A 19,802-nucleotide genomic window follows, 5' to 3' on the forward strand; every position below is an offset into this window, starting at 1 on the left:
GAATGCAGACCGGGGGGGGGCAGCGCACTACGGGTGCCGGGGCATGCACAGCAGGACATACCTGCCGGATCACGGGCGCAGCAGGGAACGCATACCATCGAGAGTCGCACCGGGCACCCACGTCCTCGCTCCCGCCTTGCGAAAAAACAAAAAAAGCCGCTGCGGACAAACCGCAGCGGCCATAAAGGAATATAACACGAGGTTATTTCGTCACCCGTTCGAGCCAGCGAACCATCGAGAGCATGACGAGCATCGACATGCCGCAGGCCGCGACGAAGACGCACCACGTAGCCCACATCGGGGTGTGCATGTAGAGCCATCCGCCGACGAACAGCAGCGCATTGCCCACGGCCGTAGCAGCCAGCCAGAAGCCCTGCATAAGGCCCTGCATGTGCGGGGGCGCCACCTTCGATACGAATGCCAGTCCGAGGGGCGAGATGAAGAGCTCGGCGACGGTAAGAATGAAATAGAGGCCCACCATGACCCACGGGGTCACCAGAATCGACTGCACCTGATCGGCCTTCATGCCTGCAAGAGCGGCCTTGTCGGGCAGTGCGAACGAGAAGAACATCAGGAAGAGGTAGGCCGTGGCGGCGATACCCATACCGATGGCGATCTTCATCGGGGTCGAAACCTCGATGTTGCGTTTGCGCAGCCAACCGAAGAACCACATGATCAGCGGCGTGAGGGTCACGACGAAGAAGGGGTTGACGCTCTGGAAAATCTCGGCGCCCTTGATGGTCGTGAAGCCCAGGTTGATGTTGATGACGTCGAGGTTGACGTAGTCACGTGCGAAATAGGTCAGCGAATAGCCGTTCTGGTGGAACGAAACCCAGAAGAAGATCACAACGCCGAACACGGCGAACAGTGCGTAGATGCGCTGGCGGATCTCCTGCGCCGACATGGTGATCTCCTCGGCCGAAGCCTTGACACCGCCGGCCGCGGCTTTCTTCGACGGGTCGGGGAAGCGCTGCTTGTTGGACAGGTAGATGACCAGCGACACGAGCATCATCACGATGGCCGCGATGAACGCATAGTGGAAACCGCGGTTGAAGACATCGAGGTAGCCGTTGCAGAAATCGTGCAGGCCGGCAGCCGACACGGGCGTGCCGTCGAGGTAGGCCGAATTGGCGTACGACGTGAGGTTGGCAAGCCCCTCGCCGGCCATGTGCTCGCCCTTGGCAAGGTATTCGTGGCACAACTCGGGCAGCTTGGCGTTATAGTCGAAATTGTTGACCTTGAGCCACCAGTTGCGCACGCCGATGGCGACGAACGGCGCGAAGAAGCCCCCGATGTTGATGAACATATAGAAAATCTGGAAACCCGACTCACGCTTGGCGCTGAACTCCTTGTTGTCGTACATCTGCCCCACGAGTGCCTGGAGATTGCCCTTGAAAAGGCCGTTGCCGAAGGCTATCACCAGCAGGCCCACGCACGTCAGCGTCAGGTAGAGCGGCAGGCTGGACACGGGCGTCGGCGTGGGGATGGCGATAATCAGGTAGCCCAGCGACATCACCACGAGCCCCCACATGATGGTTCCCTTGTAGTTGCGGGTTTTGTCGGCAATGATACCGCCGACGAGCGCCAACAGGTAAATCGAAGCATAGAATCCCGAATAGATATACCCCGCGGTCGTTTCGTTCAGGCCGAACTTGGCGGAGATGAACAAGGTCAGGATAGCCATCATGATGTAGAAACCGAAACGCTCGCCCATATTGGCAAGGGCCGCCGCGATCAGTCCTTTGGGTTGTCCTTTCATAAGTTGATTTTGGTTTTAGTAATTTTTTTAATAAGGTGCTGTTTTTTAGTCTTGGACAAAGATAGAAAAAAAATTCATATATTTGTATAAAAGGAAAACCGCTATGGAAAAAACGACCCGCAGGCTCCCGATCGTAGAACGCGACGAGTGGCTGCTCCCCGCCGAGCAGGAGCTCAACCGCCGCTACGAACGGTATACGGACAAAATAAACGCGATCGAGCAGGCTGCAGGCTCGATCGTCGACTACGCCAACGGCTACCGCTATTTCGGCTGGCAGCGGGACGAGCTGCTCGACGGATGGTGGCTGCGCGAATGGCTGCCGGGCGCGCACGACGTCTACGTCTTCGGGGATTTCAACAACTGGCAGCGTACCGAGATACGTATGCAGCGCGACGCGCACGGCGTATGGAGCGTCTTTTTCCCGGAGGCGATGTACCGCGACCGGCTCCGCCACGGGTCGCTCTACAAGCTCCACGTCCACGGTGACAACGGCTGGAAAGACCGCATCCCGGCCTATGCCACGCGCGTGGTGCAGGACGAGGCGACGAAGAATTACACGGCCCAGTTCTGGGCGCCGGAGCCGTTCGACTGGCAGGGCGACGCGTTCGACGCCTCGAAGAACGGCAGCCTGCTGATCTACGAGGCCCATGTGGGCATGGCGCAGGAAAAGGAGGGCGTGGGCACCTACCGCGAATTCACGGAGAAAATACTACCTATAATAAAAAAGGACGGCTACAACGCCGTGCAGCTCATGGCCATCGCCGAGCACCCCTATTACGGGTCGTTCGGTTACCACGTGTCGAGTTTCTTCGCACCCGCATCGCGCTGCGGCACGCCCGAGGAGCTGAAAGAGCTGGTGCGCCGCGCCCACGAGCTGGGGCTGGCGGTCATCATGGATCTGGTGCATGCCCACTATGTCCGCAACCTCAACGAAGGCATCGACGAACTGGACGGCACCGACCATCTGTACTCGCTGCCCGGCAAGGCCGGCTACCAGCCCTACTGGGACTCGAAGCTCTTCGACTACGGCAAGGACGAGGTACAGCATTTCCTGCTGTCGAACGTCAAGTATTGGCTCGACGAGTTCCATTTCGACGGCTACCGCTTCGACGGCGTGACGTCAATGATCTACCACCACCACGGCTATGTCGACTTCGACTGCCGCGAACGCTTCTTCGACGAGGGGGTCAACCGCGACGCGCTGACCTACCTGACGCTCGCCAACCGCCTGGTGCACGACTTCCGGCCGGCGGCCGTGACCATCGCCGAGGACGTGAGCGGAATGCCGGGCATGTGCATCCCCATCGCCGACGGCGGCATCGGGTTCGACTACCGGCTGGGGATGGCGATCCCCGACTTCTGGATCAAGGAGCTGAAGGAGGTGCCCGACGAGGAGTGGAACATATGGGAAATGTGGGACGTCATGACCAACCGCCTGCCCGAAGTGAAAACCGTGGCCTATGCCGAATCGCACGACCAGGCGCTGGTGGGCGACAAGACGCTGGCGTTCCGCCTGATGGACAAGGAGATGTATTTCCACATGGATCGCGCATCGGAGAGTATCGTGATCGACCGCGGCATGGCGCTGCACAAGATGATCCGCCTGATGACCATCTCGACGGGCGGACAGGCCTACCTCAACTTCATGGGCAACGAGTTCGGACACCCCGAGTGGATCGACTTCCCGCGCGAAGGCAACGGCTGGAGCTACGCCCACGCCCGGCGGCAATGGTCGCTGGCGAAGAACGGGTTCCTGCGCTACTCGTGGCTGGGGGATTTCGACAAGGCGATGATAAAGCTGGTGAAGCGTTACAAGGTACTCGAGGACGGCTATGCCTGGAACCTCGCGATGGACGAATGCAACAAGACGATGGTTTTCTCGCACGGCGACCTGCTGTTCGTGTTCAACTGGCACCCCACGGCCTCGATCCCCGACTACGAACTGCCCGTGCTGGCGCCGGGCAAGTATGTGCCCGTGCTCTCGACCGACGAGCGGCGTTTCGGAGGGCAGCAGCGGCAGGCGATGGACGCCGAGCATTTCTCGTTCCCGGCACGCGACGGCGACAACACCGAACGGCCCCATATCCGCATCTACAACACCTCGCGCACGGCCACGGTTTACCTGCGGAAAAAATAGCGGCGGGTGCGTCCTCCGCACCGACGAAAACCAGCCGGAGACGACAAACAGCAGGCCTGTCCCATGCGGGGACAGGCCTGCTGTTTTATCCTCGGGCAGGGACGACCCTTACCGGCCGGAAAGGGCAGGCTCCGGGTCACACAACCGCGGTTGCCGGCAAAGAGGCGGGCTTTCGGGCCGCAACGCTCCCGGCCTGAGGCAGTTTGTCGGCCGGGAAAGGCGCATTCCGGGCAGGGCAACAGTGTTTGTCGGCCGCAAAAGGCGGGCTTGAGACGCGCAACGGCGTTGGTCGGCCGGGAAAGGAGGCCGCCGGACGGGGAGAAAGGTTCCCGAACGGACAAGCGCTACACCTCTACGGCAACCTGTCGGCGGGATAGGACACGCCCAGCTGGCGGCGCACCTGGTCGATGATCTCCATCGTCACGAGGGAGTTTTCGTGGCTGTTGACGGCGGATTCTATCCGTCCCTGTTCGATGAGGTCGATGAACTCCGCGACCTCATAATAATAGGGATCCCTCTCCAGAGGGAGTCCGACGCTGTGGCGGACGGGCCCGGCGCCCCGCCCCGAAGCGGCCGCCGGGCGCGGAAGGTACGCCACGTCGCGGATGGTGTGGATGGCGTCCAGCAACAGGTTGCCCTCCTCGCCTTGGATCTCGGACGGAAGCGACGAATTGGCGATCTTGGAGTAGAGCACCGTGGCATTCATCCCCTCGTAGCGGAAATTGACGGCGCCCTGCCCGTCGGCACCCGAAGAGAGGACGATGCCCTGCGCTTCGACCTCCAGCGGACGCCCGAACAGCGCGACCATCGGATAGACGGTATAGACCCCGATGTCCATCATGGCGCCGTTCGACAGTTCGGGGTTAAAGGCGTTGAGCACGATCCCCTGCCGGAACTTGTCGTAGCGCGAGGAGTACTGGCAGAAGCTGGCGAAATAGCGGCGGATCGTCCCGAGCCGGGGCAGGTACTCCTGCACGACGCGGAAATTGGGGTTGAGCGTCGAGATCATGGCCTCCATGAGCGTGACGCCGCATTCGCGGGCGACGGCGACCATCTGCCGCGCCTCGCGGGCATTGGAGGCTAGGGGCTTCTCGCACAGCACGTGCTTGCCGTGGCGCATGCAGAGGATGCTCTGCGAAGCGTGCAGGAAATTGGGCGTGGCGATGTAAACGGCGTCGACGAGCGGGCTTGCGGCCATCTCTTCGAGCGAGGTGAAGGTGTGCGGGATGCCGTACTTCGCAGCGAAGGCGTCGGCCCTCTCCTGCATACGCGAACAGATCGCCACGGCCTCGAAGCGCGCGTCCTGCCGCGCCCCGGCCAGCACCCAGTCGGCGATGAACCCGGTGCCAACCATGCCGAATCGAATTTTTCCCGGCATTCCCTTATCTCCCGGTTATGCGTTCCACGGCCGCGGCGACGTCGGCATACAGCTTCGGCAGGTCGACACCGGCGACACGGCGGTTTTCGACCACGATGCGGCCGTCGACCATCACGGTGTCGACATCAGACGCCTTGCCGCAATAGACCAGGTTAGAAACCAGGTCGTGGATCGGCTGCAAGTGGGGTTTCTGCAGGTCGACGACGATCAGGTCGGCCAGCGCCCCGGGACGGATGACGCCCAGCTCACCCTCCGCATAGCCCATGGCGCGGGCGCCGTTGACCGTAGCCAGTTTCAGCGTCTCGTAGGCCGGGAGTGCCACGGGATCGCCCGTGGCGGATTTCTGCAGGAAGGCCGCCGTGCGCAGCTCTTCGAACATGTCGAGGTCGTTGTTCGAGCAGGTGCCGTCGGTGCCGATGGTCACCAGCGCACCCGCGGCCCGCATCTTCTCGACGGGAGCCACGCCGCTCGAAATTTTCATGTTGCTCTGCGGGTTGTGCGACACGGCCACGCCCCGCCGGGCCAGCGTGCGGATGTCGCTGTCGGTGACATGGATGCAGTGTGCGCCGATGGTCTTGTCGTCGAGCATACCCAGCGCATCGAGGTGCTCGACGGGTGTCGCGGCGTATTTTTCGCGCACGATACGCACCTCGTCCCGCGTCTCGGCGATATGGGTCATGAAATGCAGCCCCCATTTGCGGGCCAGCTCCTTGCCGCGCCGCAGGTTTTCGGGCGACACGGTATAAGGCGAATGGGGTGCGAGGGCAATCTGTATGCGGTCGCAGTCAGCAGCCAGCGCAACGGCCTTCTCCGCCTCGGGCAGCACCTCGTCGACATTGTTGTCGAAATAGTTGCAGCCCAGCATCGCGCGGATGCCCAGCCGCCGGGCGACCTCCACGCAGCGGTTCTCGTGGTAATACATGTCCACGAACGAGGTGACGCCGCCCAGGAGCATCTCGACGATGCCGAGCGTCATGCCCAGCGCCACGTCGTCGGCCGTCTGGCGCGCCTCGAAAGGCCATATATAGTCGTTGAGCCACTCCATCAGGGCGATGTCGTCGGCATAGCTGCGTTGCAGCGTCATGGCCGCATGGCAATGCGTATTCACAAGGCCCGGCATCAGGAGCCGGCCCGTGCAGTCGATGACCCGCACGCCGGGACTGCAGGTGCGGAACGCGTCGGCTTCGGAGCCGGACGCAGTGACGAGCGCGATGCGGTTGCCCGCGACGCCCACAGCCCCCGTGAAGGTTCTGGGTTCGTCCCCGGCCGCCGTCATCGGCAGAATCGTTGCGTTGGTAAACAGGATGTCCATATTATTTGTATTTCACTTTCACTTTGTCGGTCTTTATCTTGCGCGGCGGGGTGTCGATCGAATTGCCCTGCACGGTGATGACATCGCGTCCGTCCACGGAGTTCGAATAGACCTGGATCACCTTGTTGAACACGCCCGGTTCGCTCTTGTGGGGTTCGTAGGTGATGCGGATCACGCCCTGTCCGCCGGGCGGTACGGGACGTTTGGGGAACGACGCCTTGAGGCACGAGCACGACGTGATGACGCGCGTCACCACGAGCGGCGCCGTGCCGTCGTTGGTAAAGGTAAATTCCCGCACCAGGTCGCCGCCCTTGCGGGGTACGTCGCCGAAATCGTGGCCGGCGACCTCCATGCGAAGGTGCGCCCCCCGCGCCTTCGCGTCCTGCTGCGCCCCGGCCGTTTCCGGGGCCGGGTTTTGCGCCGCCGCCCCGGCATGTCCCGCCGTGAAGGCCAGGCACCCGAGGATTGTCAGTAATAAGGTTCGCATGTATACGCTCGTTTCAAAAATTACTCCATACGGAAAACATAAGTGATCGTCCCGCCCTGCAGCGTGGCGCGGCTCTCCGTGAAGCGGGCCTTCAGCGCCGCGCTCTTCGCCGCCTCAACAAGCTCGGCGGCATCGGTCGTCGAGCCTTTCGGTTCGTAGGAAGCGCCCGTCACCTTGCCCTTGGCGTCCACCGTAACGCGGATGACGACTTTCCCGCTCTTCGAACCGGGATACGAAGGTTTGGGCAGGTTGCCCACAAGGCCGCGTCCCTGAAGCCCCTGGTCGAGCTGGTCGAGCCCGTCGGGATTCAGCCCCGGGCCGTTGCCGCTCGCCTTGTCCTCGCCCTGAGGCGCGCGGGGGTTGCCCGCATTGTCGGGTTCGTCGGCCCCGCCCTTGTTCATCTTGAACAGCGCTTTGGGGTTGGGCGTCTGCGTCGTCTCGTCCTTGCCCGCCACCTGCGCGGTCTGTTCCACGGGGGCGGCCTTGTCATGCACGCGGGGCTCGGTAGCCGCCTTCACGGGCGGCTTGGGGCGCTCGGGGACAGGCGGTTCGGTGAAATCGACCAGAATCGTATCGCCGGGTTTGTCGTGGATCTTCCGGAAATCGAACGAGACCAATGCGAACGAAGCGGCGATCAGCAGCACATAGGCTGCCGCCGCGATCGCCGCCCACCTGCGGGGCGACTTGCCGTTCGGGTCGTAATAGTACATAGGCCTTTATTCCGGCGAGGTCGCCGCAATGAGTTTATATCCGTTGTTCTTGGCGACGTTCATCACCTTGATGATCTCGTCCCATGCCACCGTCTTATCGGCATGCAGCGATACGGTGGGCTCCTTCTGCCCGTCGAGGCGCGATTTGAGCGCCCGTTCCACGCCCTCGACCGACCCCACGTCCTGCAATTCGACATAGTAGCGGTACTTGCCGTGCCCCGTATCCTGGATCGACACCGTGGTAACCGCCTTGTCCTTGAGCATGTTCGAGCTCTTGGGAAGCATCAGCTTCAGGGCATTGGGGTTGATCAGCGTCGTAGCGATCAGCAGGAACAGCAGCAGCAGGAACATCAGGTCGGTCATCGACGATGCCGAGAAGGATTTATCGACTTTCGATCCGTGTTTAATTGCCATAGCGCGTTATTTTTGAACGGGTTGATTCAGGATGTCCATGAAGGCGATCGAGTTGGCCTCCATCTGGAAGACCAGCTTCTCGATGCGTGCCACGAGGTAGTTGTAGCCGAAATAGGCCGGGATGCCGACGATAAGACCGCCGACCGTGGTGACCATCGCCACGTACATGCCGCTGGCCAGCAGGCTCAGGTCGACCGTGCCGCCCGCAGCCGCCATGTCCATGAAGGTCTGCACCATCCCGAGCACCGTACCGAGGAAACCGATCATCGGAGCGCCGCCGGCGATCGTCGCCAGGAAGGGAAGGCCGTTTTCGAGCTTCGAGACTTCGAGGTTGGCGACATTCTCGATGGCGGTCTGCACGTCGCTCATCGGGCGGCCGATGCGTTCAATACCCTTCTCGATCATGCGGGCAATCGGCGTGTCGGTCTTCTTGCACAGGTTCACGGCCGTATGGATCTTGCCGTCGGAAATGTAGTCGCGGATGCGGTTCATGAAATTCATGTCCAGCACCGACGCCTTGCGGATGGCCATGAAGCGCTCGACGAAGATGAAGATCGTCACGCCGCCCAGCGCCAGCAGCGGCCACATCAGCCAGCCGCCCATCGAAAACAGTTTCCAAAGTCCCATGCGGGTTTCTTCACTGGTGGCCACCGCCTCGGCAGCCTGCAAAAATGTCATCATAGTTTAAAGAAAAATTGTTATTGTTTGATTCGAGTTCTTTTTCTGCCGTTCAGTTGTTTTCGTCCTTCTTATCCATAACGGGCCGCAGGGCCGAAAGCGTATCCGCCGGCTGCCGCAGCCGCTCCTTTTCCTCGCGGGCGGCCTGCCGCCGGGCTTCGCGCCGCGCCTTGCGTTTCTTGTTGGTGAAACGCTCCCTGATACGCCTCCGCAGATCCCGGAAATTATTGAAATCCTCCTTGAAATAAATACCGATGCCGGTCTCCTGCAGCCCCTGGTTCTCGTCGAAACGGTCGATGGTCTGCGTGAAGGCCTTGGCCTTGAGCGTCCCGGCACGGTCGATCAGGTAGGTGATGTACGCCTCGCCCATGAAGTTGGACATCGAACTGTTCACAGCCTGCTTGTTGTCGATCAGGTAGTTGCCCTCGACCTCGACGAACAGGCGGTTGTTGATCAGGCTCTTCGAAAGGCCGAAGTCCACTTCGTCGCTGGTCAGTTCCGACTTGGGACGGTAGCGGATGACGATGTTGTAGTCGTCATTCGAGAGTAGGTTGCTCACCATGTTCGACACGAATTCCAGACCCGTGGCGGCCGAGACCGAGGTGCCGATGTTCGACGACGACGAACTGTTCTCGCCCATGAAGCTGTTGAACAGCAACAGGTAGGCGAACTGCGTATCGACCGTCTCGGGCGTGGTGAGGGCATTGGCGATCACGGTCTGCGTCTCGGGGTCGGTGCCGGGGACATGCACGTCGAAGGTGACGGCCGGGTTGGAAAGCCGCTCGCCGAGGTGGATGACGCACTCCACGGGCACCGAACGGTCAGCCGCGAGGTTGTCGGACGTACCCTGCAACAGGGGCTGCAACGACGCCTTGAGCTTGTAGATGGCGTTGATGTTGAGCATGGCATCCATCGGCGAGCCCGTCCACTGGATTGTGGAGCCATCCTCGATGACGAACTTCTTGTTGATGATGTTCTGCAGCGAGAAGAGGAAGCTCCCCTCGGTGATGGTATAGTCGCCGTACATCTCGAAGACGTTGGAACGGGGGTTGATCTGCAGGTTGAGCGTACCGTCGCCGCGCGCCCGGAGCGTATTGCCCGAGACGGTGAGTTCGACCTCGACGCCCGGCCGCACGTTCAGCGCCAGCGAGATATCCATCCGGCTGCCGGCGTCGGACTTCTGCTGCCGCTTGCGTTCGAACATCATTTTTTTGCGGGCGAGGTTGTCGACGGTATCGGCCCTGGCCGGTTCCCTGAAGGTCACGAAGTCGGCGCTCGAAATATTGGACTTGCTGGACAGCGGCATGAAGAACGACGAACGGTCGTCGGTCGTGGCGGCGATATCCATCTTCACGAGCCCCTTGTCGCCCGAAATGCGGGCGGAACCCGTGGCGTAGACCTTGCCGTAGAAAGAGTCGTTGTCCTGCGGGGTGGTGTTGAGCACCATCATCTGCCGGGGTGCGACGTGTACGTCGTAGGCGATGTTCGAGAGGTGTTGCAGGCTCAGGTCGATGTCGAAGCGCCCCTCGTTGCCCTCGGGGTCGAATATCGGGACGTTCGAAGCCCGGAAGCGGTTGCCCTTGACGCTCAGCACCGCCCGGGGCATGGTGTAGGGCACCTGTGTGAAATCGACGCACGTCGACAGCCCCGTGACGCGGATTTCGCCCGTGAGGTCGGCCTCGCGGCGCTGCCCCTGGAGCACCAGGTCGGCGGAGGCGTGCCCCCGGGTATCGGAAATGACGCCCGTGAGGATCGGGTCGAGCAGCCCCATGTCGAGGCTGTCGACGTCCAGACGGGCATAGTAGCGCACCTGCGACGGGGCGTAGAAGCCCCGCACCAGCGTATCGCGCTTATGGCGGTCGGTGACGGTAACCCCCGCACGGTTGCGCAGGAAATCCCAGCGCGAGGTGAGGCGCAGCGGCGGTGCGGGTATGTCGTTGACCTGAAGGCTGTCGAGCAGGATGTCGGCCGTGATCTCGCCCGCATGGAGCGCTGATTTCATCGTCGCGGAGCCGTTGGTGCGCCCCTCGAAGACGTAGCCCATGCGTTCGATGACCTGCGTGAAGGGCGCGAGGTCGAAATTGCGCAGGCGCAGCGTCACCGAATCCTCGCGGCTGCGCGATGCGATGCCGTCCAGCAGCAATTCCTGCTCGCGGTTCATCACGAAGAACTTGTCGATCACGACCTGCGCCGTGTCGATTTGTATCTTGTGGGCGAAAATCTGCCAGGTCTTCGAGCCGCGGGTGATGTGCGACGGCAGGATGCGCAGGTCGACGATGCGGCCGTTGGGCCCGTGCTCGTCGACTACGTCAGCCCGGACGCCCACCAGTCCGGATACCTTGCGCAGCGTATCGTTGAACCCTGCCGAAAGCTGCACGCGCCCCTGCTTGGCACCGCCCGTGAGCGAAAGCCCCGGCAGGTGGAGCATACCCGCATAGAGGTCTTCGGCCGAAGCATAGACCGTGAGCGAATCGCCCCGGTTCGAAGCGTTGACGTTGAGCCGCGTGGCCAGCATACGTTTGCGTTCGATATATTCCGAAGTCGCCTTGAGCGAAAGCTGGTCGCTCGCGGGGTTGAAAAGCAATTGCAGCGACGAGCCATCGGCGACCTGCAGGCCGGGTGAGATGGCATCTGCGATCGGGTCGATATGGCGGACGTCGACCGAGAGGAGCGAATAGTCGTTGGCGACGGCCACCCCCGATGCGCGGGGCACCGACTCCTCGTCGCCGTGCCGCAACAGGGGCAGGTATTTCCAGGCACTCGCACGCAGGTAGCGGAAGACCTCGCGGTAGCTGGTCTTGCTGCGGAACGTGGCGTCGGCGAAGTCCGAGCGCAGTTCGACCAACTTGCTCCGGGCCGAGTTCTCGCCCGTGACGGTCATGCTCTTCGACGTGAGCTGCTTGTCGTTATAGCGGTAGAGGACGTCGGTGACCTGGATGCGGCCGTTCAGGTCATCGAGCGAGCGGCCGCCGGCCTTGGCGACGATATGCGCCGAAAGTTCCGAGACCGAGTCGCGGCGGTTGACATGCAGCCGGGCCAGGTCGGCACGGCGCAGATCCATCGTAAAGTCGTAACGGGGCACCGAGTCGTTGAAGTCGACCATGCCGAGGAAATCGAAATCGAGGTTGGGGTCGCGGGCCGTGATACGGCCGTCGAACTCGCGGTTGCGCAGCCGCCCGTCGAGGCGCAGCGAATCGTAGACATAGCCGTTGAAGCCCAGCTGCGTGACATTGCCCACGACATTGGCGTCGGTGAACCCCCGCCCGACGACGCCGTCGACGAAAGCCGTGAGCGTGGCGTTGCCCAGCAGGTCGCGGCGGCCGAGTAGTTCGCCCAGCCTGAGGTTGCGCGCGGCCACATCGCCCTTGACGCTGCTGCGCCCGTCGCGCAAGGGGCTCATCTGCAGGTTACAGTCGATGCCGCCCACGTCGGTCTTGGCACCCACCCGCATGTCGAACGACGAGAGCAGCCCGCGGAAACGGGCGCTGACGTCGATGTCGCCCGAATTCCCGAGGATCGCAACCAGCTTGTCGGAGAGCGCACGGCCGCCGATGCCCGCAGCCAGGGCGTCGATGGATTCGGCCGTGGAGGTCAGGCGCGGAATCGTCAGGTCGAAATGCGTCGCGCGGATGTCGGGCAGCCCCTTGATCGCGGCGTCGGCCGTGAACCACGTCCCCTGGCCCACCTGTAGGCTCCTGACCTTGCCCGTGAAGTCGGAGACGACGCCCGCGACATCGATGTCGATATTGCTGAAAACGGTATGCCACCCGCGGAGCCGCGGGGCGAAATAGGCGATGTCGTCCGTGGAGACGGTGCTGTTGCGCAGCTTGCCGTCGATGCGCACCTCGCCCAGGAAATCCTTGTAGCCGGCCCACGAATCGCCGACGAGCGAAATGTAGGGGATGTCGACGTTCGAACGGGGCGTGACGACGGAGGTATCCTCGAAGCCCAGCGCACCGTTCGTGAGGTAGAAACGCCCCGAGAACCGGTCAAGCACGAAGCCGCTGCGCTCACGTGCCGACATGGCCTCGATGGTGGTATAGATCGACTGCCCGTCGATGGTGAAGTCGCTGACGTGCGCCGTGATGCCGTAGAGGTGCATGTGGCCGAAGTCGATGCCGAATTCGGGATCGCGCCTCGTGAGCCGCTCCAGACAGAGATCCATGCCTTCGATGGAAGCCTTGCGCAGCGACAGGCGGAAATTTCCCTTCCTGGGTTTGTCGGGGTCGCTGATGCGGTTGACGATCTGCTTGATGTTCATCTCCCCCTCGGGGGTCTCGCGCAGGTAGAGCTTCGCCCCGCTGATCTCGCCGCGGCTGAACACCACCCCGCCGCCGAAAATGCCCAGCCCCGTGATGTAAGCGTCTATCTTGCCGACGTAGAGCAGCGTGTCGCGCTGGTAATCCTCGACGTAGAAGCCCTTGATCTTGACCTTGCTGAAAAGCCCGATGTCCACGCGGTCGATGCTCACGGTGGTCTCGAGCGTCTTAGACACGATGCGCACGGCTTTCTGTACCACGTAATTCTGCACGGCGGGAATATCGAGCAGCAACGAGAGCACCATGGGCAGAATTATCAGCAACAAAACCGCTACCGAGAACACCTTTCCCAATATTTTTATACCTTTGCGCATTGATAGGTCGTTATAACCTGCAAATTTAACTAAAATAGTTAAAAAAACGAAAAACCGGATGGATATTACAATTCTCGGCATCGAATCCTCGTGCGACGATACGTCGGCTGCCGTGATCCGCAACAACCTGCTGCTGTCGAACGTGATCGCCTCCCAGGCCGTGCACATAAAATACGGCGGCGTGATCCCCGAACTGGCTTCGCGGGCGCACCAGCAGAACATCATCCCGGTGGTCGACACGGCACTCCGAGAGGCCGGGCTCACCGTCGGGGAGATCGATGCCATCGCCTTCACGCGCGGCCCCGGGCTGCTGGGTTCGCTGCTCGTCGGGGTATCGTTCGCCAAGGGGCTCTCGGTGGCGCACGACATCCCGATGGTCGAGGTCAACCACCTGCAGGGGCATATCCTCTCGCACTTCATCGACCTGCCCGACCGCGAACTGCCCCATCCCGGCTTCCCGTTCCTCTGCCTGCTGGTCAGCGGCGGGCATACGCAGATCGTACGCGTGGATTCGCCGCTCGATATGGAGATCATCGGCACGACGATCGACGACGCCGCAGGCGAAGCGTTCGACAAATGCGCCAAAGTCATGGGCCTGCCCTACCCCGGCGGCCCGGTGATCGACCGCCTGGCAAAGGAGGGCAACCCCAAGGCGTTCCGCCTGGCACACCCCCATGTCGACGGCTACGACTATTCGTTCTCGGGGCTCAAGACCTCGTTCCTCTACATGCTGCGCGACGCCGTGGCCGACGACCCCGATTTCATCGAGCGCAACAAGGCCGACCTCTGCGCGTCGCTTCAGGGCACGATCGTGGAGATACTGCTCGACAAACTGGTGCGGGCGTCGAAAGACACGGGCATCCGCGACATCGCCATCGCCGGGGGCGTATCGGCCAACTCGGGACTGCGCAACGGCATCGTCGAGCAGGGCCTCAAGCGCGGCTGGCGCACGTTCCTGCCGGAATTCAAGTTCACGACCGACAACGCCGCAATGATTGCCATGGCAGGCTACTACCACTACCAGCACGGCGATTTCTCGTCGCTCGACGTGTCGCCCGTGGCACGGCTCGAAGAGCTGTAATGCGGCCGGGAAGATGAAACGGCTCGCGGCATTCGTGCTGCTCCTGGCGGGGATCGGCAGTGCATACGCCGGCGACGGCGATGCGGAGCGGCTTCGCGCATGGCGCGCCGGGGAAAAGGTCTCGGAAGAAGCGGTGGCGGAATACGGCATCGACCGCTGTTTCGCCAGTTCGGAGATCGGCGACGCACTCTTCGCGCGCATGTACGGCAAATCCTACAAGCCGGACTGCACCGTCCCCCGCTCGGAGCTCCGCTACCTGCGGGTGCTGCACCGCAACCTCGCAGGCGAAACCCTGCTGGGCGAACTGGTCTGCAACGAGGCCATAAGCGGCGACCTGCTGGAAATCTTCCGGGTGCTCTACGACGCGGCCTACCCCATCGAACGCATGGTGCTGATCGACGAATACGACGCACAGGACGGCCCTTCGATGCGGGCCAACAACTCTTCGGCATTCAACTTCCGGTTCATCGCGGGAACCGGGGTGCTCTCCAACCACAGCCGGGGCATGGCCGTCGACATCAACCCGCGCTACAACCCTTATGTCAAAACGAACGGCGGCCGCACGATCATCGACCCCGCGGAAGCAGCCCCATATGCCGACCGGACGCGGGATTTCCCCTACAAGATCGCCGAGGACGACCCCTGCTGCCGGGAGTTCCTGCGCCACGGATTCACCTGGGGCGGCCACTGGAAAAGCCTGAAGGACTACCAGCATTTCGAGAAAAAGCAATAGCCGCCCGGAAGCCTCAGCACTGCGCAGGGAGGCCACCGCGGTTATTTCGGGACGGCAACGATCGATTCGGAATCGCTCCCGGGTATTCCGGGACAGCATCCGGCCAGTTCGGGACAACACAAAGGCTCCCGACCTCGAAAGGTCGGGAGCCTTTTTTCCTTCGGGCATCCCCGGATTTTCCGGAGACCGGATTATTTTACGCCGAAGAGTTTTCCCTTCAGCGAAAAATTGTCGTACTCGGCCTTGAGCGAAGCCATCAGATCGCGCACCGACTGGATCTTTTCGGCCCGCCATGCGTTGGCGCCGCAGAAGGCATAGCCGTTCTGCAATTTTCCCTTGAAGGCGTTGTAGAGCGCCAGCATGATGCAGTAAGGGCTGTGCGTCACGTCGCACGTCTTGATGCAGTCGAACGGGCAGTTCTTGGGGCGTTTCAACCCCTCCTTCACCCGGTCGAGGAACGAGCTGTGGATGGCCCGCCCCGGCATACCCACGGGGCTCTTGATGATCTCGATATCCTGCTGCGTGGCATCGAGGTAGCTCTGCTTGAACGCCGGGTCGGCGTCGCACTCCTCGGTCGTGACGAAGCGGGTGCCCATCTGCACACCCTCGGCGCCCAGCGACATGATGCGGTAGATGTCCTCGCCGGTATAGATACCGCCGCCGGCAATGACGGGGATATGGCAGCCGTGCTCGGCCTCGAACGCATGTACTTCGGCGACGATTTCGGGAACGATGCTCTCGAGTGCATAATGCTCGTCGACAAGCTGCTCCTCCTTATAGCCGAGGTGGCCGCCCGCCTTGGGGCCTTCGACCACGATGGCGTCGGGAATGTACTTATACTCGGCAAACCATTTCCGGCACAGCAGTTTCGCGGCGCGCGCCGACGATACGATGGGTGCCAGTTTGGTTTTGGCTCCTTCGGTAAGGAACGACGGCAGGTTGAGCGGCAGCCCGGCGCCCGAGAAGATGATGTCGGCCTTCTCGGCGATGGCGGTTCTGACCATGTCGGCGAAATTGGACATGGCGACCATGACGTTCACGCCGACGATGCCTTTCGTGGCCTCGCGGGCCTTTTTCAGTTCCTGTTTCAGACCCCAGATCGAGGCCGTACGGTAATCTTTCGAATAGTCTTTGTAAATCACTCCCAGGCCGGCCGACGAAATGACGCCGATGCCGCCCTGGTCGGCAACGGCCGAAGCCAGCCCTGCGAGCGATATGCCTACGCCCATACCGCCCTGCACGATGGGGACGGGAGCGAGCAAATTTCCGATTTTCAATGCTTTCATTTTGTTGTGGATTAGTGCAAACCTAATTAACCGCACCAAAGGTACGAAAAACAAAACGGAACACACCATATCCCATACGAATTAATTGTTAATTCTCTGCCGGGCGGCGCCGGAACCGTCGGGAAGGCACGGGCGGAGGATGCAGCGCCCCGTCATGCCGCCGGGGAGCGGGAATTACAGGAACCGGACACCTCTCACCCGGGCGCGGTTGCGGCCGGGGGCTTCGCGCTCGACGATACCGGTCACCACGTCGGCGGCATCGTGCCAGCGGTTGGCGCGGAACCGGCGGCGGTAGGTCGTCAGGTGGGCGTATAGCTCCGGCCAGCGCAGGTTCCAGCCCCGGGGAAAGCGCACGAGGTGCAGCGCCGTGGCCGAATTGGAGAGGATACGCGCCTCCTTGTTGGCGCCCTGGTGGAACCATTCGATGCGCACGGAGGGTGCCAAAGCCTGCAGCGAGCGTGCAAAACCGCGGCCGCCGTTATTGCTTTCGACGGCCGCCTGCCGCGTATCGGAGCGCAGGAGCATCCCGGCCACGAGCGGCTCGGTGACCTCCATCGGTTCGCGCGAATAGACGGCATCGGTAATGTAGACTACCCCGTCGGCATCGACTGCATACGAGAGCGAACAGAGGTAGTCGTCGCCCGTATCGGCCGTATCGGTATAGTTGGCGCGGCGGACGATCTCGTGCGGCAGCTGGTCGTACTCGGCGAAGTTCAGCCCGTAGAGCAAACCCTCGCGGGACGAGGGATGCCCCTGGTACATACTTTCGAATTGCAGCGGGTCGAGCCGCCGTTTGGCTTCGAGCAACGCACGCCCCTGCTGTCCTTCCCACAGCGCCTCGCCCGGGACACGGGGGTCGACCTCGGTGGGCGGCGAGGCCTTGAGCGCCTCGAAATTCAGGTGCAGCCACGTGTCGGGAGACAGCCCGTCGAGCTGCGCCCAGCGGGTGAATTCGACGACGGGTTCACGCGCGGCGAGCGTGCCGATAAGGTCTTCCTCGTGCCAGCGTGTGAAGACGATCAGTTCGCGCGAGGCGTTGTGCATGCGCGTCCGCACGACCGAGGTATACCACTCCCAGCAATTGGCGCGGACGATGGGCGAATTGGCTTCGAGGGCATCCTTGTAGAGGTCGTCGAGGATGAAGCAGTCGACACGGTTACCCGTGAGCGAGCCTTCGCGCCCGACGGAGAGCAGCCCGCCGCGGCGGCCGATGACCTCCACTTCGTCGGCCGTACGGATATAACCGGGCGGTTTCGTCCCCTGTTTGATGGTCGTGGCAGGGAAGAACGCGGCATATTCGCGCGATTCGACGATGCGCTGCACGCGGCGGTTGAATTTCGAAGCCAGCGCCCCGGAATAGGAGGCGATCGCAACGCGCAGGTCGGGATCAAGCCCCAGCACGTAGGCCGGAAGCAGTGTCGTCGCGCCGACGCTCTTGCCGTGCTGGGGAGGCATGGTGACGATCAGACGCCGGATGCGCCCGGCGGCAAAAGCCTCCAGCACACGGTAATACGCCCGGTGGAAGGGTTGCAGCTCGAGGAAGGGATAGACCGCCAGCGCGAATGCGCCGAACGAAGGGGGCACACCCGCGGCGGAGGGAAGAGCCCCGGACGGCCCGGCTCCATCCGTGCAGACCGCCCCGTACCCGGGCACGGCGGGCCGGCCGGCAATGGCACCTTGGGCGGGGGAAACAGGCCGGACGGGCACAGCTGGAAGGCCGGGTGTGACGGGCTGACCGGAGAGTACAGACTGGACGCTGGAAACAGGCTGGCCGGGCGCGGCGCGAAGGTCGGAGAAATCGGGATCGAGGATGGCGGCAGGTACGAAAACCTCTGCGGAAGGAATTTCCGCAGAGGCCGGGTCGGTTTTAACAGACATTGGTTTGATTTTTGAACCCTATGCGCGGCGCCGCGGCGGGAGGTTCGGAAGAAAATGCCGTTCCGGCGGCTGCGCCGGGCCCGGAGGGATGGCCGGAACGGATGAAGCGGATTACACGCAGCGCTTCAGCTCGGAGAAGTCGAAGTCGTTGAGCACTTCGCCCCCGGCTTGCGTGGTGTGGAATTCCCACCAGACGGGCACGAGATCCGTAACGGGGTGCTGCACCCCTTCGGGCAGCGAAAGGCGGCCGCGGTAGACGATGACCGACGCCGTGAGGCGGCAGTCCGTATCGCCGAAGCGGAACGCGAGCGAACCCGAAAAATAGTTCCCGCCGTCGATGGCGTCCGACAACCGTGCCGCCGCCTCATGGTAAAGTTCAGGTGAAACCGAATACATAGTTGATAATTAGCAAGATTTTTGCAAATAAATTTGCAGGCAGAAATAAATTGTTTAACTTTGCAGGACAAAGATAAGTTCAAATATTGAATTTCCAAATAAAATATTCAATTTTTTAATATAAAATTTTCCGATTAAAAGCTATGAACGAACGGGTAAAACTGATACGGAAACAGTTGGGGATGACGCAAGAACAACTGGCACAGCGGCTTGGCATCGGCAAGGCGGCGCTCTCGATGATCGAGACCGGCAAGGCGGGGCTCTCGGCACGCAACCGGAACATCCTGGTTCAGGAATTGAACGTAAATCCCGAATGGCTCGAAAGCGGCAAGGGCAACATGTTCAACGCCGAACCCGACCTGACAGCTTACATGCACCGCACGGACAATTCGCTGCCGTTGCAGAGCGTGCCCCTCTACTCGATCGAGGGCACGGCGGGGCTGGTACCGCTGTTCGCCGACCAGGCGCAGGCCAAACCCGTGAATTTCATCCACATTCCCAACCTGCCCAAATGCGACGGCGCCATATATATCGTAGGGGATTCGATGTACCCGCTGCTCAAAAGCGGCGACATCGTACTTTACAAACAACTGGGCGACATCAACGACATCTTCTGGGGCGACATGTATCTGCTGTCGATCGACATCGACGGCGAGGAGTACGTGACGGTAAAATACATCCAAAAATCCGACCGCGAGGGGTATGTGAAACTCGTGAGCCAGAACCCGCACCACGCAGACAAGGACGTGGCGATCAACCGCATAAGGGCAATCGCGCTGGTCAAGGCCAGCATCAGGATGAACTCGATCCGGTAGCGGCCCGGACGGGGCGCCCGTATGCCCGTATCTCCCGGGAAACGATCCCGGCGGCAGCGCCCCGATGTCCGCCGCAAACCCGCTGCCGGACATTGTACTGCAAAA

15 protein-coding genes are annotated in these 19,802 nt (G+C 61.8%); 4 read left to right on the forward strand and 11 right to left on the reverse strand.

Features of this window, described 5'->3' with window-relative positions:
- Nucleotides 1–202: 202 nt before the first annotated feature.
- Entirely contained in the window at nucleotides 203–1,759 is a 1,557-nt protein-coding gene (locus tag B3C38_RS07620) for a peptide MFS transporter (RefSeq protein ID WP_032134355.1), read from the reverse strand.
- A gap of 103 nt (nucleotides 1,760–1,862) precedes the next feature.
- On the opposite strand from B3C38_RS07620, the gene B3C38_RS07625 reads away from it, so the two are divergent.
- The gene (locus tag B3C38_RS07625; RefSeq protein WP_286726515.1) at nucleotides 1,863–3,896 is read left to right on the forward strand and encodes an alpha-amylase family glycosyl hydrolase; all 2,034 of its coding nucleotides are present in this window, start codon (nucleotides 1,863–1,865) and stop codon (nucleotides 3,894–3,896) included.
- Between the two features lie 352 nt (nucleotides 3,897–4,248).
- Here the strand turns inward: B3C38_RS07625 and B3C38_RS07630 are convergent, their stop codons facing one another.
- From B3C38_RS07630 to B3C38_RS07660, 7 genes are read right to left on the reverse strand one after another with little or no spacing between them, the layout of a single operon-like run.
- Nucleotides 4,249–5,274: a Gfo/Idh/MocA family protein gene (locus tag B3C38_RS07630; protein WP_286726517.1), complete on the reverse strand. Its 1,026-nt coding sequence runs from the start codon at nucleotides 5,272–5,274 to the stop codon at nucleotides 4,249–4,251.
- A gap of 4 nt (nucleotides 5,275–5,278) precedes the next feature.
- Nucleotides 5,279–6,586, reverse strand: coding sequence for an amidohydrolase (locus B3C38_RS07635; protein WP_286726518.1), 1,308 nt, complete (start codon nucleotides 6,584–6,586; stop codon nucleotides 5,279–5,281).
- Between the two features lies 1 nt (nucleotide 6,587).
- Nucleotides 6,588–7,073, reverse strand: coding sequence for a DUF1573 domain-containing protein (locus tag B3C38_RS07640; RefSeq protein WP_018696959.1), 486 nt, complete (start codon nucleotides 7,071–7,073; stop codon nucleotides 6,588–6,590).
- A gap of 20 nt (nucleotides 7,074–7,093) precedes the next feature.
- Entirely contained in the window at nucleotides 7,094–7,783 is a 690-nt protein-coding gene (locus B3C38_RS07645) for a TonB family protein (RefSeq protein ID WP_286726521.1), read from the reverse strand.
- 6 nt (nucleotides 7,784–7,789) lie between these two features.
- Nucleotides 7,790–8,197: an ExbD/TolR family protein gene (locus B3C38_RS07650; protein WP_018696961.1), complete on the reverse strand. Its 408-nt coding sequence runs from the start codon at nucleotides 8,195–8,197 to the stop codon at nucleotides 7,790–7,792.
- Nucleotides 8,198–8,203: 6 nt separating this feature from the next.
- Nucleotides 8,204–8,878 (reverse strand): MotA/TolQ/ExbB proton channel family protein, encoded by a 675-nt coding sequence (locus tag B3C38_RS07655; RefSeq protein WP_018696962.1) that lies wholly within the window; start codon nucleotides 8,876–8,878, stop codon nucleotides 8,204–8,206.
- A 49-nt stretch (nucleotides 8,879–8,927) separates the two neighbouring features.
- Nucleotides 8,928–13,508, reverse strand: coding sequence for a translocation/assembly module TamB domain-containing protein (locus tag B3C38_RS07660; RefSeq protein ID WP_286726524.1), 4,581 nt, complete (start codon nucleotides 13,506–13,508; stop codon nucleotides 8,928–8,930).
- A 58-nt stretch (nucleotides 13,509–13,566) separates the two neighbouring features.
- On the opposite strand from B3C38_RS07660, the gene tsaD reads away from it, so the two are divergent.
- Together tsaD and B3C38_RS07670 are read left to right on the forward strand one after the other, a co-directional pair.
- Nucleotides 13,567–14,589, forward strand: coding sequence for a tRNA (adenosine(37)-N6)-threonylcarbamoyltransferase complex transferase subunit TsaD (gene tsaD, locus B3C38_RS07665; protein WP_055212110.1), 1,023 nt, complete (start codon nucleotides 13,567–13,569; stop codon nucleotides 14,587–14,589).
- A gap of 13 nt (nucleotides 14,590–14,602) precedes the next feature.
- Entirely contained in the window at nucleotides 14,603–15,322 is a 720-nt protein-coding gene (locus tag B3C38_RS07670) for a M15 family metallopeptidase (protein WP_286726525.1), read from the forward strand.
- A gap of 191 nt (nucleotides 15,323–15,513) precedes the next feature.
- Here the strand turns inward: B3C38_RS07670 and B3C38_RS07675 are convergent, their stop codons facing one another.
- From B3C38_RS07675 to B3C38_RS07685, 3 genes are all read right to left on the reverse strand, one after another.
- Nucleotides 15,514–16,608, reverse strand: coding sequence for an NAD(P)H-dependent flavin oxidoreductase (locus B3C38_RS07675; RefSeq protein WP_286726526.1), 1,095 nt, complete (start codon nucleotides 16,606–16,608; stop codon nucleotides 15,514–15,516).
- Nucleotides 16,609–16,782: 174 nt separating this feature from the next.
- Complete coding sequence (gene terL, locus B3C38_RS07680; RefSeq protein WP_286726527.1) at nucleotides 16,783–18,192, reverse strand: phage terminase large subunit; 1,410 nt, start codon at nucleotides 18,190–18,192, stop codon at nucleotides 16,783–16,785.
- A gap of 405 nt (nucleotides 18,193–18,597) precedes the next feature.
- Entirely contained in the window at nucleotides 18,598–18,882 is a 285-nt protein-coding gene (locus B3C38_RS07685; protein ID WP_130065856.1) for a hypothetical protein, read from the reverse strand.
- A gap of 143 nt (nucleotides 18,883–19,025) precedes the next feature.
- Between B3C38_RS07685 and B3C38_RS07690 the strand changes: the two genes are divergently transcribed.
- Nucleotides 19,026–19,697, forward strand: a complete 672-nt coding sequence (locus B3C38_RS07690; RefSeq protein WP_055203121.1) for an XRE family transcriptional regulator — start codon at nucleotides 19,026–19,028, stop codon at nucleotides 19,695–19,697.
- Nucleotides 19,698–19,802: the final 105 nt, after the last annotated feature.

Origin of the sequence: Alistipes sp. UBA1686, from assembly GCF_002320215.1 — a bacterium.
Lineage (GTDB): Bacteria > Bacteroidota > Bacteroidia > Bacteroidales > Rikenellaceae > Alistipes > Alistipes onderdonkii.

Bases quoted from the DNA above. Each gene is read 5' to 3' on its own strand.
- B3C38_RS07620 (WP_032134355.1), bottom strand. From the start codon at position 1,759: ATGAAAGGACAACCCAAAGGACTGATCGCGGCGGCCCTTGCCAATATG.
- B3C38_RS07625 (WP_286726515.1), top strand. From the start codon at position 1,863: ATGGAAAAAACGACCCGCAGGCTCCCGATCGTAGAACGCGACGAGTGG.
- B3C38_RS07630 (WP_286726517.1), bottom strand. From the start codon at position 5,274: ATGCCGGGAAAAATTCGATTCGGCATGGTTGGCACCGGGTTCATCGCC.
- B3C38_RS07635 (WP_286726518.1), bottom strand. From the start codon at position 6,586: ATGGACATCCTGTTTACCAACGCAACGATTCTGCCGATGACGGCGGCC.
- B3C38_RS07640 (WP_018696959.1), bottom strand. From the start codon at position 7,073: ATGCGAACCTTATTACTGACAATCCTCGGGTGCCTGGCCTTCACGGCG.
- B3C38_RS07645 (WP_286726521.1), bottom strand. From the start codon at position 7,783: ATGTACTATTACGACCCGAACGGCAAGTCGCCCCGCAGGTGGGCGGCG.
- B3C38_RS07650 (WP_018696961.1), bottom strand. From the start codon at position 8,197: ATGGCAATTAAACACGGATCGAAAGTCGATAAATCCTTCTCGGCATCG.
- B3C38_RS07655 (WP_018696962.1), bottom strand. From the start codon at position 8,878: ATGATGACATTTTTGCAGGCTGCCGAGGCGGTGGCCACCAGTGAAGAA.
- B3C38_RS07660 (WP_286726524.1), bottom strand. From the start codon at position 13,508: ATGCGCAAAGGTATAAAAATATTGGGAAAGGTGTTCTCGGTAGCGGTT.
- tsaD (WP_055212110.1), top strand. From the start codon at position 13,567: ATGGATATTACAATTCTCGGCATCGAATCCTCGTGCGACGATACGTCG.
- B3C38_RS07670 (WP_286726525.1), top strand. From the start codon at position 14,603: ATGAAACGGCTCGCGGCATTCGTGCTGCTCCTGGCGGGGATCGGCAGT.
- B3C38_RS07675 (WP_286726526.1), bottom strand. From the start codon at position 16,608: ATGAAAGCATTGAAAATCGGAAATTTGCTCGCTCCCGTCCCCATCGTG.
- B3C38_RS07685 (WP_130065856.1), bottom strand. From the start codon at position 18,882: ATGTATTCGGTTTCACCTGAACTTTACCATGAGGCGGCGGCACGGTTG.
- B3C38_RS07690 (WP_055203121.1), top strand. From the start codon at position 19,026: ATGAACGAACGGGTAAAACTGATACGGAAACAGTTGGGGATGACGCAA.